Origin of the sequence: Rheinheimera sp. WS51 (assembly GCF_050936095.1) — a bacterium.
GTDB lineage: Bacteria > Pseudomonadota > Gammaproteobacteria > Enterobacterales > Alteromonadaceae > Alishewanella.
Genome location: NZ_JBOTRC010000007.1, coordinates 118,400 through 134,633, shown reverse-complemented (window position 1 = coordinate 134,633; position 16,234 = coordinate 118,400). Strand labels below are relative to the sequence as shown.

The window sequence follows — 16,234 nt, the reverse complement described above, 5'->3', positions numbered from 1 at the left end:
TAGAACCTCCTTAGGAGCCAGTGTAAAATGAGCAGTTTTAATTTTTGTGCCGGTCCGGCAATGTTACCGGTGGCCGTTATGCAACAAGCCCAACAAGAATTATTAAATTGGCAGCAGCAAGGCTGCTCAGTAATGGAAATGAGCCATCGCAGTGCCAGCTTTGTTGATATGGCAAAACAAGCTGAACAAGATTTGCGAGATTTATTATCTATCCCCAACCGCTATAAGGTACTGTTTATGCACGGTGGTGGCCGTGGCCAATTTTCTGCTGTACCGCTTAACTTATTGCAAAAGACTAAACATGGCCAAGCTGATTATTTTATCTCTGGTGCTTGGTCTAAATCTGCCGTTGCTGAAGCAGTAAAATTTGCTGATGTTAGGGTTCAGGATATCCGCACCCAGTCTGATTTAGGCTTACGCAGCTTAATCAGCCCACGAGATTGGCAAATATCCGATAACGCCCATTATGTACATTGTTGCCCAAATGAAACTGTCGATGGCCTAGAATTTTCAAGCTTACCAGATACAGATAAACCAATAGTGGCCGACTTATCGTCGACTATTTTATCTAGACCAATTGATATCAACAAATATGGCGTCATTTATGCCGGTGCGCAGAAAAATATTGGACCATCAGGCTTGTCGATAGCCATTGTGCGTGAAGACTTATTACCAGACTCGAATAATACCATTCCATCAGTGTTAGATTATCGCTTAGCCGCTGAACACGACAGTATGTACAATACGCCACCTACCTTTGCTTGGTATTTAGCCGGCTTAGTTTTTAAATGGTTAAAACAGCAAGGTGGCGTAACCGAAATGGCAACGCGTAACCAGATTAAAGCATCCTTACTTTATGATTTTATAGACAAAAGTGACTTTTACTATAATAACGTCGATATTAACTATAGATCTTGGATGAACGTGCCATTTTTATTATCTGACGACCGATTAAACGATGCCTTTTTAGATCAAGCAGAACATCATGGTTTACTGGCTTTAAAAGGACACCGAATGGTGGGTGGTATGCGGGCCAGTATTTACAATGCAATGCCATTAGAGGGGGTGCAGATGTTAATTAGCTTTATGAAAGAGTTTGAACGAGTAAACGGATGAAAACCTTAACCTTAGCACCTATAAAAAAAATAGCAGGTGAAGTGCATCTTCCTGGCTCTAAAAGCATTTCTAATCGGGTGTTATTACTTGCCGCTTTAGCTCAAGGCCAAACAGAAATTACTAACTTACTAGATAGTGATGATGTACGGCATATGCTTAATGCCTTAAAAGCACTAGGGGTAAATTATCAACTTTCAGATTGTCGAACCCGCTGCAAAGTGCAAGGCTTAGCTGGCCTGTTTAAAAGCCCAGAGCCACTAACGTTATTTTTAGGTAATGCAGGCACTGCAATGCGGCCCTTAACGGCAGCTTTAGCTGCCTCTACTGTTGATGTTAAACTCACTGGTGAGCCTAGAATGTACGAAAGGCCAATTAAGCATTTAATCGATGCTTTAAATGGCTGGCAGGCTGATATTAAGTACAGCCAGCAGCAAGGCTTTCCCCCTTTACATATAAAGGGTAAGGCATTAACTGGCGGTAAGATTACCATTGATGGTTCTATCTCAAGCCAGTTTTTAACCGCAGTGCTAATGGTAGCGCCATTATTAAATGGCGATAGCGAAATAACTATTATCGGCGACTTAGTTTCAAAACCTTACATTGATATTACCTTAGCGTTGATGCAGCGTTTTGGTGTGTCTGTACAAAACAATAACTACAAAAGCTTTAGTGTTAAAGGCCTACAACTGTATCAATCGCCTGGGGCCTGTTTAGTTGAAGGCGATGCTTCTTCAGCCTCTTATTTTTTAGCTGCAGCGGCAATTAAAGGTGGGACGGTTAAAGTAACAGGTATAGGTAAGCAGGCATTGCAAGGCGATATCCACTTTGCCGATGCACTAGAGGCTATGGGTGCCAAGATCGAGTGGGCTGATGATTTCATTTCGGTTACGCGTAACCAGCTAAAAGGGATAGACCGAGACTATAACGCCATTCCTGATGCGGCTATGACAATAGCGACTACAGCATTATTTGCTACAGGCGATACCATCATTCGCAATGTTTACAATTGGCGGGTTAAAGAAACTGATCGTTTAGCCGCTATGGCAACCGAGCTTAGAAAAGTGGGGGCTAAGGTAGAAGAAGGGACAGATTACTTAAAAATAACACCGCCACTAAAGCTTAAACATGCCAGTATCGCCACTTATAACGACCATAGAATGGCCATGTGTTTTTCACTAGTCGCCTTGAGTGATAGCGCAGTAACAATACAAGACCCAGATTGTACGGCAAAAACCTTCCCTGATTATTTTGATGTTTTTAAAAGCCTAGCGGCTAAAGCTTAGGTTATAAAAGACAGGTAATTGATTGCATTTATCCCTTATTGAGCAAAAACAAAGAACTCAAAGTAAAAAAACTGTATAATGCCGCGATTTTAAATGTAGCAGTACACAAAAGCATAAAAGGTATAGGGGGTAGGATGCCACATAATGCAGCTGTAATTACCATTGATGGCCCTGGCGGATCAGGCAAAGGCACTATATGCCGTTTATTAGCTCAACGCTTAGGTTGGAAATTATTAGACAGCGGCGCCATTTATCGCGTACTCGCGCTTGCTGCGATGCATCACAATATTGCATATGACGATGAAGAAGCTTTACAGCCATTAGCTGCGCATCTTGATGTTCAGTTCACTAGTGACGAACAAGGCAATGTGCGTATCATCCTTGAAGGCGAAAATGTAACCAATACTATTCGCACAGAACAAGTAGGTATGGTTGCATCAACTATCGCCTCACTACCCAGAGTAAGAGAAGCATTATTACGACGTCAACGTGCTTTTGCAGAAGAACCTGGGCTAGTTGCCGATGGTCGTGATATGGGGACTGTGGTGTTTCCTAAAGCAATCGTTAAAATATTTTTAACGGCAGCCCCTGAAGAGCGTGCCAATCGCAGATATTTAGAGTTGAAAGCCAAGGGTCATGATGTTAATATCAGCGACCTTTTGAGTGAAATTCAAGCAAGAGATGCGCGCGATATGAATCGTGCTACTGCGCCGCTTAAACCCGCTGCAGATGCTTACATCTTGGATTCCACTGATAAATCTATTGAACAAGTGTTGGTAGAGGTGTTGGATTATGCAGGTATAAAACTACCCGCATTAGCCGAGTTTTAACTAAAACCACATTTTGGGCAGCCTGCTAAAAGGATTTAACAGGTAAATTTAGCAACCCCATACGAACATGAAGTTCTGTGGCGCACTTAACTGAAAAAGTGAATATGACTGAAAATTTTGCACAAATGTTTGAGGAAAGCCTCAACACAATCGAAACCCGTCCTGGCTCTATCGTTAAAGGTACTGTCGTAGCTATATTAAAAGACGTAGTTATGGTCGATGCTGGCCTTAAGTCTGAAGCGGCTATTCCTGTAGACCAGTTCAAAGCGGCAAACGGTGAAATCGAAGTAAGCGTAGGCGACATCATTGATGTAGCACTTGACGCGATTGAAGATGGTTTCGGTGAAACCTTATTATCTCGCGAAAAAGCTAAACGCCATGAAGCATGGGTACGTTTAGAAAAAGCTTGTGAAGAAAAAGAAACCGTAGTTGGTGTAATCACTGGTAAAGTTAAAGGTGGTTTCACAGTTGAAGTTGACGGTATTCGTGCATTCTTACCTGGTTCATTAGTAGACGTACGTCCAGTACGTGATACATTGCACCTAGAGAACAAAGATCTTGAGTTCAAAGTCATTAAGTTAGACCAGAAGCGTAACAACGTTGTTGTTTCACGCCGTGCTGTTATCGAATCAGAAAGCAGCCATGAACGTGATCAGTTGTTAGAAACTCTGGAAGAAGGCATGGAAGTTAAGGGTATCGTTAAGAACTTAACTGACTACGGTGCTTTCGTAGACTTAGGTGGCGTAGACGGCTTACTACATATCACTGATATGGCATGGAAGCGCGTTAAGCACCCAAGCGAAATTGTTAACGTGGGTGATGAAATCCCAGTTAAAGTATTAAAATTCGATCGCGAGAAGCAACGTGTTTCTCTAGGTCTTAAGCAAATGGGTGAAGATCCATGGGCTGCTATCGCTTCTCGTTACCCAGAAGGTGCTCGCATCACTGGTCGCGTAACTAACCTAACTGATTACGGTTGTTTCGTTGAAATCGAAGAAGGCGTTGAAGGCTTAGTACACGTTTCAGAAATGGACTGGACTAACAAAAACATCCACCCATCTAAAGTTGTTAACTTAGGTGATTCTGTGGAAGTGATGGTTCTAGAAATTGACGAAGAACGTCGTCGTATTTCTTTAGGTCTTAAACAGTGTAAAGCTAATCCTTGGGAAGAATTTGCTAAGGGCTTCAACAAAAACGATCGTGTTAGCGGTAAGATCAAGTCAATCACTGACTTTGGTATCTTCATTGGCTTAGACGGCGGTATCGATGGCTTAGTACACTTATCTGATATTTCTTGGAACGCAACTGGTGAAGAAGCCGTTCGTGAATTCAAGAAAGGCGACGAAGTACACGCTGTTGTATTACAAGTTGACCCAGAGCGTGAGCGCATTTCTTTAGGTATCAAGCAACTGGATGAAGATCCGTTCAACGATTACCTTGCCGACAACAAAAAAGGTGCTATCGTTAAAGGTGAAGTAACTGCCGTTGACGCTAAAGGTGCTACTGTTGCTTTAGAAGGTGCTGTAGAAGGTTATATCCGTGTATCTGATATCGCGCGTGAGCGTATTGAAGATGCATCTACTGTACTTAAAGTAGGCGAAGAAGTTGAAGCTCGTTTAATGGGCGTTGATCGCAAAAACCGCGTAATCAGCCTGTCAATCAAAGCTAAGTTCGAAGTTGAAGAAAAAGAAGCTATGGAAACTATCAATAAGAAGCAAGAAGAAGCTGATTTTGGTGGTAACGCTATGGCAGAAGCATTTAAAGCTGCACAAAAGCAGGATTAATTGCTAGCAAAGCAGGGGGCTTAAGCCTCCTGCTTTATCTAATCGCAGGTTTGCCGGAGGGTCTATGACCAAGTCTGAATTAATTGAAAAATTAGCTACTGATTTCCCCCATGTTCAGGTCAAAGATGTTGAAGCTTCAGTTAAAGAAATTCTTGAACAAATGGCACAATCATTATCAAGTAACGAACGCATAGAAATTCGTGGCTTTGGTAGTTTCTCTTTACACTATCGTGCTCCACGCGTTGGTCGTAATCCTAAAACCGGTGATAAAGTAGAACTAGACGGTAAATACGTACCTCACTTTAAGCCAGGCAAAGAGCTACGCGATAGAGTTAAAGATAATACCTAATTCCAACTGTTTAAGTTAGTTATTAGGCGTAAACGGAGCTTAACTTGCGCAAAATACTGTTTATTTTATTTATTATTGCCATCATAGTTTTTGGAGTGATGTTTGGCTCTATAAATCAGCAACTAACTGAGCTCAATCTGCTTATTGTTAGTTTACCGCTTCGTGTTGTCGATATTGCGTTGATTTTTTTGTTATTAGGCACAGTGCTTGGTTTAGTTATCGCTATGTTGTTTAGTTTGCAGCGTAAAGCAAAAGGCTGGCTAAGTAAGTCGTCGGATAACGATTGATTTTATGTTAGAACTGCTGTTTTTATTATTACCGGTAGCCGCTGCTTATGGCTGGTTTATGGGAAGAAATAGCACTAAACACAAAGAATTAAAGGGTAGAGCCAGCATTACCCGCAATTTATCGTCTGGCTTGAATTTTTTATTAACTGATCAAGAAGATAAAGCGATTGAGCAATTATTAGAATTGCTGGATATCGAAGCTGCAACTATTGAAACTTATTTAGCATTAGCCACACTGTTCCGACGCAAAGGCGATTGGGACAAAGCAATCCGCATTCATGAAAAACTACATCACTTAAAGCTCCCTAAACCTCAAGCGCAACAAATTCAGTATGAATTAGCAAAAGATTACTATTCAGCAGGTTTATATGATCGCGCTGAAAATTTATTAGTCACGTTAGTTAAATCGAAAAAATTTGCCGAGCCGGCATTAAAGCAGCTATTTAGCATTTTTATCGCCACCCAAGAATGGGAAAAAGCGCAACTTTATAGCCAAGCGGTTAATGATACCGGTTCAAATGTGTTGCAAGTAGGCATGGCTAATATGCTAATTGAAGCAGATAAAGTAAACCAATTAATCTCAATTAATAAATTAACCGCTTTAGCTGAGCGTTATCCAAAGTCAATTCGCGCTAAATATGAGTTAGGTTTATTAGCGTTAAAAAATAATGATTTCAATACGGCTAAATCGGCTTTATTACATATAATCCAGCAAAAGCCACAGTGGAGTGCTGAACTTTTACCACTATTATTACAGTGCCAATTTGAAAAAGAAGAGTGGTATCAATTACTCAGTAATCTTGCTAATAAAAAACATAATATAACCGCCATAGCACTATTAAGTGATTGGCTGGCAGAACACGGGTCGGCTATAGCGGCAGAGCAATTACTGCTCGATCAAGTACAACAACAACCGAGTATTAGACTGTTTCAAAAATTATTACAATTACGTCAACAGCAATCCGCACTTGCAGCTGAATCATTATCATCAATTGAAGGTTTAGTGCAGGCTTATCTAGATAAAAAAGTGTTATTTAGTTGTCGTAACTGTGGATTTAAAACCCGTAATCAATATTGGTTATGCCCATCTTGCCAACAGTGGGAAACCGTTGAACCCATCAGTGGTATTGATGGGCGTTAAATAAGGATACAAAATTACCATGTCTTGTCAGACACCTATTGTAGTCGCTTTAGACTTTGAAAAGAAATCCGATGCGCTTAACTTAGTTAGCCAACTTGATCCTAGCTTATGCCGGTTAAAAGTAGGCAAAGAAATGTTCACTCATTTTGGTCCTGAATTTATCACCGAATTACAGTCTCGTAAGTTTGATATTTTCTTAGACTTAAAATTTCATGATATCCCAAATACGGTTGCTAAAGCCGTTACCGCAGCTGCGGATCTAGGTGTTTGGATGGTTAATGTCCACGCTAGTGGTGGCAGTAAAATGATGATGGCAGCACGGGAAGCTTTAACGCGTTTTGGTAATGATAAGCCTCTTTTAATTGCTGTAACTATACTTACCAGCATGGAGCAAAGTGATTTAGCCGAACTTGGTTTTAATGTCAGCATTGCCGAGCAAGTTATGCGCTTAGCTAAACTAACCCAACAATCTGGTTTAGATGGCGTTGTCTGCTCAGCACATGAGGCTGTGCAATTAAAGCAACTCTTGGGTAAGTCATTCAATTTAGTCACGCCTGGGATTAGGCCTGTAACGAGCAGCGTTGATGATCAAAAGCGTATAATGACGCCATCGCAAGCATTAACAGCAGGTGTTGATTATATGGTTATTGGCCGGCCTATTACTAAAGCCGATAATCCGCTTAATGCACTAAATTCTATTGTTGATGAATTAAAATTGGCGAAGTAAATACTATATAGGCTGGTTTCATTGTCAGCCTACAGGATTATTAATAAGGAGGTTCTGTTGGATGGAATTAACCTCGCAATATTAATTGGTGGAATTCTTTTTGTAACCAGCATTATCGCGACACTTATCTCGGCACGTTTAGGTGCGCCATTACTATTAATTTTCCTTATTGTCGGCATGTTAGCAGGTGAGCAAGGGCTAGGTGGTGTTCAATTTGGTAATCCACAAGTTGCTTTTCTTATTGGCTCTATCGCTTTGGTCATTATTTTATTTGACGGAGGTATGCGCACTCATCCTGATCGCTTTCGAGTTGCATTAGCGCCGGCTTCTATGTTGGCGACAGTTGGCGTGGTTATCACCTGTGGTATTGTCGGCTATGCCGCTTCTTGGTTATTTGATTTAAGCTTACTGCAAGGCTTATTGCTAGGCGCCATTTTAAGCTCGACAGATGCAGCTGCGGTTTTTTCAATATTTCAATCGCAAGGCGTAAAAATAAAGGATAGGGTAGCTTCTACACTAGAAATCGAGTCGGGCAGTAATGATCCTATGGCGGTAATGCTAACCTTAACCTTAGTTGGTGTACTGTCGGAACAAGCTAACCTAGACTGGACATTAATTAGCGTATTTTTAGTTCAAGCTTTAGTCGGTATTGCCATGGGGTTTTTGGCAGGGCGCATTTTTGTTATTTTATGCCGCAAACTGCCGCTAAACTTTGCCTTTATTCCTTTACTGGCGGTTGCTAGCTGCGTTCTTATGTACGCTGCAACTAACTTATTAGGTGGCAGTGGCTTTTTAGCTGTTTATTTAATGGGTTATATCGTTGGTAATGCTAAGCTGCCGCAAATTATCAATATTTTACGTATTCATGACGGCTTAGCTTGGATCAGCCAAATTAGCATGTTTTTGATGTTAGGCTTATTAGTTGTACCCAGTAATTTAATGCATTACTTAGTTCCCGCTTTACTGCTCGCTGGCGTGTTAATTTTTATCGCCAGACCTCTAGCGGTTTTAATCAGTCTAATACCTTTTCGTTTCCCACCTAAAGATCAGCTATTTATAAGCTGGGTTGGGCTTCGCGGTGCGGTACCTATTATTTTGGCGTTGTTTCCATGGCTTGCAGGTATTCCCAATGAAGATTTATATTTTAATGTCGCCTTTGTTGTGGTGATTGTATCTTTAGTCTTACAAGGTTGGAGCATAGTGCCAGTTGCTAAATGGCTAAAGTTAGAAGTCCCTCCTAAAGTAGTGCCTGACCAAATCATGCCCTTAGACGGTGTTTCAAGTAATGAGGTCCTCGAAGTGCTTGCTTATAACGTTAACCATTCATCACCTTTAATAAACGGCCAATGGCATGATTTACAATTTAAATGCCCAGTACAGTTTATAGGGGTAATTCGCAATGGTGAATGGATCTTAGCTGAAAAGCAGCCTAAGTTTACTGATCTAGATACCATAATGGTTTTAACTCAGATACAGTATGTTGATACAGTCAGTGATGTCTTAGCTAAAGACGCTGAATTATCTGTGACAAAACACAGCGATTTCTTTGGTGACTTTATATTAAACGGTAATATCAGCCTAGGTGACTTAGATGCCTTCTATACCATTCAATTTGCTAACTTAGATCGTAGTCAGAGCTTAGCTGCGTATATTGGCGAACGTTTTCACCGTCGCGTAGTAATTGGTGATCAATTAAAACTAGATCAATTACTGCTAACAGTACGTGAAGTAAATAACCATGGCGAAGCCACCCAAGTAGGCATTAAATCTGTAACAGAGCCAGCACAAGGATAATTATTTAACGGCTAAACGGCAAAGCTAAAAACAAGAAGCTAGGCGTTTATAAAGTAGCTAACTAAATACTTATCCAGATAAACAAGATAGCCCATAATGTATATTATGTTAAATTGATTATTATTTTATATATCACCATTTATCTATTCTCCTTCTTATCAGATGCAGTTCAATATCTACTCTATATTTGTGCACTATTTTTTTAATCTTATTTAAAGCTTAAGGTAATCAACCGTTTCTGCTAACAGCTTTCATCAGGCATATTTTTTTCTACTGCAGCTTTAATATCGGATAAGTCTTTAGCGATAACTTTAGTAAGTGATTTCTTTGCCATCCAGCCTGTTAATAGCCATAGTAATTTTGCTGTGAGCGTTTCCGGTTGTGCTTTAAACTTCATTGTTAAATTACAGCCAAAATCACTTGGTGAAATTTCCATTCTTGAAATATAAATAGCACCATGGTTTTCTGCTCGTGTCTCGTAGAATAATGGCGCTTGAGCATCTGTTATCCACATAACTTCAACGGCTTCACGGCCCATAAACTCACGGGTTCCTTGCCATTTTAAACCGACAATTGTCGTGTCTGCTGCTGGCTAAATAACCTTAATAGCTTTAATGCCAGTGATTACTTTAGCTGCATTACTAATGTCTGTTACTACTTGCCATATCGCTTCAGGCGCGGCAGCGATTTGAATTGATTGCGATGTTAAAAAAGCCATAATTATCTGTCCTTATAGCCCAGTTAATAAAACTGGGCCTTAATTATACTTTCCCGTTAACATTATTAGGCTTATTTGCTTTTCACTGCATTATAAGCATCAGTACCCCATAGCGGCACGGTTGATAAGCTGTGCTTAAAGCTGCCGGAGGTTTCTTTAGTTGAGTAGGCTAAATACATTAATGTTTGGTTTTCTGTATCTAAAATGCGTCTTATCTTCATGCTTTTAAAGAAAATACTTTTAGATTTAGTAAACAGCACCTCACCGTTTTTGCTTGTATCTATTTGCTCTAACATGGTACGGGTTATAAGGCCGGTTTGTCGGCAGGATATCGAGCTGTCAGAAGGGTCAGACAAGTTTAAATTAGCTTCAATACTTGATACATGACAAGTAACGCCTGTGACTACAGGATCAGTAAAGGCATCTAGCTTAATATCTTTAGTGGTAAAAATGCCTAGCGATACGTCCCCTACTTCATTGTTATTACAGCCAGCTAAGCTCAGTATTGATAGTACAAAAACATATTTTATTGACCGCATCATAATTCTTCCTCAGTTAATTATTTTACTGCTGACACCATAGATTCGGTTTTCTCAGCAGACTTTAAGCTTTGTAAAATATAGCAGTCTTGAATTATCTCGCTTCGACAAGAACTAACTAAGTTGGCTAAAGTTTGCTCTAACTGACGAAGCTCTATTTGCGTTTGTCTAACCTTGGCTAGTTGCTCTGCAATAAGATTATCGACGGTAGCACAGGAAGCATCAGGATTATGTTGCACATCAACTAACTGCTTTATCACATCAATGGGTATATTCAGCTCACGACAACGACGAATAAACACTAAAGTAGCAACATCGTGTGGGTTGTAACAGCGATAGCCATTTTCAGCACGTGAAGCTGAAGCTAATAAACCAATACTTTCATAGTAGCGTATGGTTTTGGCCGGCACTTTAGATGCCTGAGCAAGTTCACTAATTTTCATCTTGACCTTCCAGCAACTGTAAGCTTTATAGTTTGGCACATTTTGTGAAGCTTTTATAGCTAGTTATATAAGCTATAGGTATTTGTTATTTATAACTGCTTCACCCATTTATTCAGCGTATTTTGCAAAATAAGGCTAACTAATGTTAAAACGTTTACCGCTTCCTCCTTTAATTCTGTCTTTTGCCGTTGTTACAAGCTCTCAAGCGTTAGGCTTGGGAGCTGCTAGTTTTGTTTCAAGTGAGCTTGATACGCATAAGAATGAGCAGCCGCATCATCATGCTGATAGCGTGCGTTCAGAGCATGAAGATGAACATAAAGACGAGCATGATCACCACGATGAAGAAGTGGAAACCATTATTGTTCAAGCAACGCGCTCAGGCCGTATTGCCGATGAGCAACCGATAAGAGTAGAGTTAATCAATCGCGAAGAAATTGAAGAAAAAGCCGCTATGCGCCCGGGCAATATTTCTATGCTAGTAGCTGAAACTGGCGGGGTTCGGGTGCAAACAACCTCTCCAGCTTTGGGCAGTGCCAATATACGAATGCAAGGTTTATTTGGTCGCTATACCCAGTTATTAGCAGATGGCTTACCGCTTTATGGCAACTCGGCAGGCTCTATTGGTTTATTGCAAATTCCCCCTACTGATTTAGGTAGAGTTGAAATTATTAAAGGCTCGGCTTCGTCTCTTTATGGTGGTTCGGCGCTGGGCGGCGTGATTAATTTAGTATCAAGAAGACCCGGTGATACTTTCAAAGGCGAAGCCTTAGTTAATCTCACTAGCCAAGATGGCCAAGATTTAACAACTTATATAGAAGCACCGCTAACAACTTCAATGCAAGGCTCTATAACAGCCGGTGCCCATCATCAGGCTATGGTCGATGTGGATGATGATGGTTGGATTGACTTGCCCGGTTACGAGCGTTATACCCTGCGGCCTAGGCTATATTGGCAAGGCGATGCTGGCCAAACACTGTATAGCACAGTTGGCATGATGTCTGAACGTCGCATTGGCGGCACTATGCCAGGAAGCACAGTTACAGATGGCAACCCGTATAGCCAAACTCAAGATTCAGAGCGTTTAGATGCTGGCTTAGTCTTTACTATGCCGGTGTTTGAACAATTAACGTTAAACAGTCGCGCTTCAGCTATGCGCCAACAGCACGATCACCGTTATGGCTTAGTGCTTGAGGATGATCAACATGAAAGTTATTTACTTGAGTCTAGTTTAGCTGGCTACACAGATAAAACAGACTGGGTAGTGGGTGCTGCATTACAGGCTGAAAAATTTAATTCAAATACCTTTTCTCAGTTTGATTATTCCTACACGACTCCGGGGCTATTTACCCAGCTAGATTATAGTTTTAGCCATGACATTACCGCATCGGCTAGTGCCCGTTTAGAAGAACATAGCGAATATGGAACGCAATTTAGCCCCAGAGTATCGCTACTTTATCGCCCTGGCGACTTAACTATCAGAGCCTCTTATGGCCAAGGCTACTATGCCCCTACGCCCTTTGTTGAAGAAATTGAAGCTGCAGGGCTTTCTCGATTAGCCGTAATGGAAAATATTGTTGAAGAGTCAGCACAGACTGCTTCACTCGATTTTACTTATACTTACGATAATACCGAAACCAGTTTAACCTTGTTCGGTGCTAACATTGATAACGTAACGGGCCTTGAAGCTTTTTCATCAGCCAATAATGGCATTGATGATAGCGTAAGATTAGTTAATACAGCAGGAGAAAGTAAAATACGCGGCTCAGAGTTTTTGCTGCGTTACTACTGGCAAGATATAAAGTTAACGGCTAGCTATCTTTATCTTGATGCAACCGAGCTGGCTTTTTCTGCAACCGAGCGGCGGGAAATTGCCTTAACACCTAAGCACTCTGCTGGCTTTGTTGCCATGTGGGAACAACATGGTAATTTTAGAGCTGGTTTTGAAGCTTATTACACAGGTGTGCAGCGCTTAAATGATAACCCTTTTGCCAATTACTCTAAACCTTACTGGCATCTTGGCTTACTAGGTGAAATAAGCGTTGGCAATTTTAGCTGGTTTATTAACTTTGAAAATCTGCTTGATGTTAAACAAACCGATAAACAGCCGATGATACTGCCAAGCCAAGCACCAAGTGGCCAGTGGACCACAGATATTTGTGTCTCGAAACGATGGTTTTATTGTTAACGCAGGAGTTAGAGTTCGCTTTGGCGGTTAAAAGCCATTAAGCCGCAATTTTGTATAGGCTCTATTAGCGAATCGGTAAAACTTGCCAGCGAATAGAGCCTTTTAGTTTACCTTGCCTGCTTTTACCTTTTTTTTGATCTGAAATCAAGTAAATTTGATCTTTGGTCAAAATCACTGTAACATACTGATTATATTTATTTTTTCAATTGAAAGGTATTTTCTAACATTAAGGAGAGTATTATCAATATTAATCAAGGCGATCGTATTTATCATCCAGGTTATGGTATTGGCATCGTTAAATCTATTAATAAAAAAAGCTTTGTTGGTGAAACAAAAGCGAAATTTATTAAACTCTATTTTGCACGCAACGGACTCACTTGGCAGATTCCTGCTAATGATATGCCAAGCACAATTCGTAACATTATCAGTGCGAAAGAAGCCAGAAAAATTATTGATCACTTAACAAGCTGGAAAGGCAAAGTCAGTGAGAAGTGGAAAGTGCGGGCAACAGCAAACCAAGCCGCGCTAGATAAAGGTGATCCTTTTGGCTACGCTGAAGTAGTAAAGGAGTTAAGTGTGCTACAACAGCAAACCCCTTTGAGCTCAACCGATCGTAAACATTTAAATCTTGGCATTGAATTTCTATGTGAAGAACTAGCAGATGCTTTAGGTAAAACTCAAGATAGAGTGCGCCAACTAATAGATAAAGCGACTTCATTGCAGGCAGCAACGGCCTAATAACCTTTTAAGAAACCTATAAACTTACAACTTATCTAACAAGTGCCATAGCTAAGTACTTGATAGTAAAGTTGCTTATCCCGCTTTATTCAAGTTAATACTGAAACATATAAATAAACACTGTATGCAAATTAGCGACTATTTAAGCCGCTAGGCATAGGCTCTATAGTGTTTGATGCTTAAGGAAGACAAAGCGCTAAAGGCTATTGGCGATAACTTTTAGCGCTCTTGATAAAGCAACATTATAGGCTAGGTGTTATTTTCTGCGCTTAGCTTTAACTGCTGTTTTTTTAGCTGCAGGTTTAACAATATTTGATTTCGTATTACGCGCTTTAACTTTGCTTTGTGTTTTAACCGGCTTGGTTAAATCAATTACGGTTTCAGTAGCTTTATTTGACCTACCCGACAACACCTTTCTAGAAATACTTTTTAACAGTGATCCCCTATTGCTTACTTCAAAGCCCGGTTTAACAATGCGTTTAATTTCGCTGCCAATTAACTTTTGGATCCGCTCTAGTGTTTGCTCTTCTTCACGGCTAACAAAAGATATTGCATGGCCTGCCGCACCCGCACGGCCAGTACGGCCTATACGATGGACATAGTCTTCAGGCAAATAAGGCAGATTAAAGTTTATAACATGGTCAAGCCCTTGAATATCTAAGCCACGAGCGGCAACTTCTGTTGCAATTAATACCTGTAACTTAGCCGACTTAAAGTCAGCAATAGCACGACGTCTTGCACCTTGGCTCTTATCGCCATGGCAAACAGCAGCGTCAATTTTACTCATTTGCAAACCAGCTAATAAACGATCGGCTTGTTCTTTAGTACTGGTAAATACCAATACTTGAAACCAATTTTGTTCAGTTAATAACTGCTCGAACAGTTCAATTTTTCGGCTTTCTTCTACCGGATAAACCACATGGTTTACCGTTTCTGCAATACTATTTACTCTAGTAACCCGAATTTGCTGATGATTTTTTAAGATCTTATGCGACAACTCATTAACTGCCGGTGAGGTTGTTGCTGAAAATAATAAGGTTTGTCGTGGCGTCGCTGTCATCTGCATTAGCTTCATTACATCGCTAATAAAGCCCATATCTAACATACGATCAGCTTCATCTAACACAACAAACTCAACATCGCTTAAAATCACGTTTGCCAGTGCCATATGCTCTAATAAACGACCTGGTGTACTAATAACAATATCAACACCGGCTTTTAGTTTACTGGCTTGGCCGCCCATTTTTACACCGCCGTATAATGCGGTAACGCTTATTGCTAGAAACTGGGCATAAGCAGAAATTGCATCAGCTAATTGTTCAGCTAACTCGCGAGTTGGTGTAAGTATTAATGCCCGTGGACGGCTGGCAACAGTCGCTTTAGGCTTATCAAGCATACGTTGTAAAATGGGGATAGCAAAAGCAGCAGTTTTACCCGTTCCTGTTTGGGCGGTAACTTGTAAGTCTTTACCCCGCCGTGCAGGCACAATGGCTTGTTCTTGCACTGGGGTCATTTCATTGTAGCCACACTCAACGATTGCACGTTGCAAGTCTGGGGCTAAATCTAAAGATGAAAATTGCATAAGAGTTCCTCTGTAGAATAGCTACAGTCTTTAAAGTGGGCAGTATATACATTAATTTTAGTGCTAGATAAGACAAATGTTTATCTAGACGTAAATTTTACTCGTTTGTGATCTAGTGTAAACTTAAAAGGCGTTAATCCTTCTAAGTTCCTAGTCTACTATAGCAGAAGTGACTTAGTCAGCATCGTTAAGGTCAACCGGCTCTGTACGAGGTTTATGGTTGCAGGCTCTTGCTAGTATTTCTACATAAAATTGCGGTAAGTTATTTTTGAAGGCAGCATCTATATGCTGTTTAATTTCAGATGTAAAAATAACCTTTGCTTCTTCTTCAGAGGCACCAAAACGACAGTCGAAAGTCCAATAGTCTTTGCCCGCGGGTAAAGGTTTACGGCGCTCTCTATTTAGGTATTTTTTTATTTCATGTTTAATGGCTTCTACCCAACGGGCTGGCTTATGCTTAGGATGGGTTAAAGCGAATGTCTTTTTCATTGAGGTTCCTACAGGTGGACATAAAGAGTAAAGCGAGTTAAAACTCATAGTTGGCTATTCTACATGGATGAGTCAGATTTAACTGCTTAATTCGGTTATTTTTTAACAAAACTTGTTAGTTCAATTTTATCTCACTAATAAAAACAGCCTTTGTGTATTTGATTTTTGCCCTTATAACAAAAAAGCAGCGATAACTCGCTGCTTTTTTATGTAGAAATTAAAGCCTGCG

At 40.5% G+C, this 16,234-nt stretch carries 16 protein-coding genes and 1 pseudogene; 11 read left to right on the top strand and 6 right to left on the bottom strand.

Annotated features, from left to right (window positions below; genetic code table 11):
* Positions 1–27 precede the first annotated feature (27 nt).
* From serC to ACRCA4_RS10100, 9 genes and pseudogenes are all read left to right on the top strand, one after another.
* The gene (serC, locus tag ACRCA4_RS10140; protein ID WP_433187782.1) at positions 28–1,116 is read left to right on the top strand and encodes a 3-phosphoserine/phosphohydroxythreonine transaminase; all 1,089 of its coding nucleotides are present in this window, start codon (positions 28–30) and stop codon (positions 1,114–1,116) included.
* Positions 1,113–2,399 carry a 3-phosphoshikimate 1-carboxyvinyltransferase gene (gene aroA, locus ACRCA4_RS10135; protein ID WP_433187779.1) on the top strand — a complete coding sequence of 429 codons (1,287 nt, stop codon included), beginning with the start codon at positions 1,113–1,115 and terminating at the stop codon, positions 2,397–2,399. The genes serC and aroA overlap by 4 nt, the downstream gene beginning before the upstream one ends.
* Before the next feature lie 134 nt (positions 2,400–2,533).
* Positions 2,534–3,229, top strand: a complete 696-nt coding sequence (gene cmk, locus ACRCA4_RS10130; RefSeq protein ID WP_433187776.1) for a (d)CMP kinase — start codon at positions 2,534–2,536, stop codon at positions 3,227–3,229.
* 104 nt (positions 3,230–3,333) lie between these two features.
* Complete coding sequence (gene rpsA, locus ACRCA4_RS10125; RefSeq protein ID WP_433187773.1) at positions 3,334–5,013, top strand: 30S ribosomal protein S1; 1,680 nt, start codon at positions 3,334–3,336, stop codon at positions 5,011–5,013.
* Positions 5,014–5,062: 49 nt separating this feature from the next.
* Positions 5,063–5,362, top strand: a pseudogene (gene ihfB, locus ACRCA4_RS10120) (integration host factor subunit beta); the annotation flags it as partial.
* A gap of 44 nt (positions 5,363–5,406) precedes the next feature.
* Positions 5,407–5,649 carry a DUF1049 domain-containing protein gene (locus ACRCA4_RS10115; protein WP_433187770.1) on the top strand — a complete coding sequence of 81 codons (243 nt, stop codon included), beginning with the start codon at positions 5,407–5,409 and terminating at the stop codon, positions 5,647–5,649.
* A 4-nt stretch (positions 5,650–5,653) separates the two neighbouring features.
* Positions 5,654–6,790: an N-acetylglucosaminyl transferase gene (locus ACRCA4_RS10110; RefSeq protein WP_433187767.1), complete on the top strand. Its 1,137-nt coding sequence runs from the start codon at positions 5,654–5,656 to the stop codon at positions 6,788–6,790.
* A gap of 19 nt (positions 6,791–6,809) precedes the next feature.
* Complete coding sequence (gene pyrF, locus ACRCA4_RS10105; RefSeq protein ID WP_433187764.1) at positions 6,810–7,517, top strand: orotidine-5'-phosphate decarboxylase; 708 nt, start codon at positions 6,810–6,812, stop codon at positions 7,515–7,517.
* 57 nt (positions 7,518–7,574) lie between these two features.
* Positions 7,575–9,311, top strand: coding sequence for a potassium/proton antiporter (locus ACRCA4_RS10100; RefSeq protein ID WP_433187761.1), 1,737 nt, complete (start codon positions 7,575–7,577; stop codon positions 9,309–9,311).
* 241 nt (positions 9,312–9,552) lie between these two features.
* Here the strand turns inward: ACRCA4_RS10100 and ACRCA4_RS10095 are convergent, their stop codons facing one another.
* The 4 genes from ACRCA4_RS10095 to ACRCA4_RS10080 form a co-directional block, all read right to left on the bottom strand.
* Complete coding sequence (locus ACRCA4_RS10095; protein ID WP_433187759.1) at positions 9,553–9,849, bottom strand: hypothetical protein; 297 nt, start codon at positions 9,847–9,849, stop codon at positions 9,553–9,555.
* A gap of 54 nt (positions 9,850–9,903) precedes the next feature.
* Positions 9,904–10,029, bottom strand: coding sequence for an SRPBCC family protein (locus ACRCA4_RS10090; protein WP_433187756.1), 126 nt, complete (start codon positions 10,027–10,029; stop codon positions 9,904–9,906).
* 71 nt (positions 10,030–10,100) lie between these two features.
* Entirely contained in the window at positions 10,101–10,571 is a 471-nt protein-coding gene (locus ACRCA4_RS10085; RefSeq protein WP_433187753.1) for a CreA family protein, read from the bottom strand.
* Positions 10,572–10,588: 17 nt separating this feature from the next.
* Positions 10,589–11,011: a Cd(II)/Pb(II)-responsive transcriptional regulator gene (locus ACRCA4_RS10080; protein ID WP_433187751.1), complete on the bottom strand. Its 423-nt coding sequence runs from the start codon at positions 11,009–11,011 to the stop codon at positions 10,589–10,591.
* 142 nt (positions 11,012–11,153) lie between these two features.
* On the opposite strand from ACRCA4_RS10080, the gene ACRCA4_RS10075 reads away from it, so the two are divergent.
* Together ACRCA4_RS10075 and ACRCA4_RS10070 are read left to right on the top strand one after the other, a co-directional pair.
* Positions 11,154–13,196, top strand: coding sequence for a TonB-dependent receptor plug domain-containing protein (locus tag ACRCA4_RS10075; RefSeq protein WP_433187747.1), 2,043 nt, complete (start codon positions 11,154–11,156; stop codon positions 13,194–13,196).
* A gap of 225 nt (positions 13,197–13,421) precedes the next feature.
* Entirely contained in the window at positions 13,422–13,934 is a 513-nt protein-coding gene (locus ACRCA4_RS10070; protein ID WP_433187823.1) for a CarD family transcriptional regulator, read from the top strand.
* Between the two features lie 256 nt (positions 13,935–14,190).
* Here ACRCA4_RS10070 and ACRCA4_RS10065 read toward each other — a convergent pair whose 3' ends face one another.
* Positions 14,191–15,516: a DEAD/DEAH box helicase gene (locus tag ACRCA4_RS10065; protein ID WP_433187744.1), complete on the bottom strand. Its 1,326-nt coding sequence runs from the start codon at positions 15,514–15,516 to the stop codon at positions 14,191–14,193.
* Between the two features lie 174 nt (positions 15,517–15,690).
* On the bottom strand, positions 15,691–16,005 hold the full coding sequence (locus tag ACRCA4_RS10060; protein ID WP_433187741.1) for a DUF6172 family protein: 315 nt from the start codon (positions 16,003–16,005) through the stop codon (positions 15,691–15,693).
* Positions 16,006–16,234: the final 229 nt, after the last annotated feature.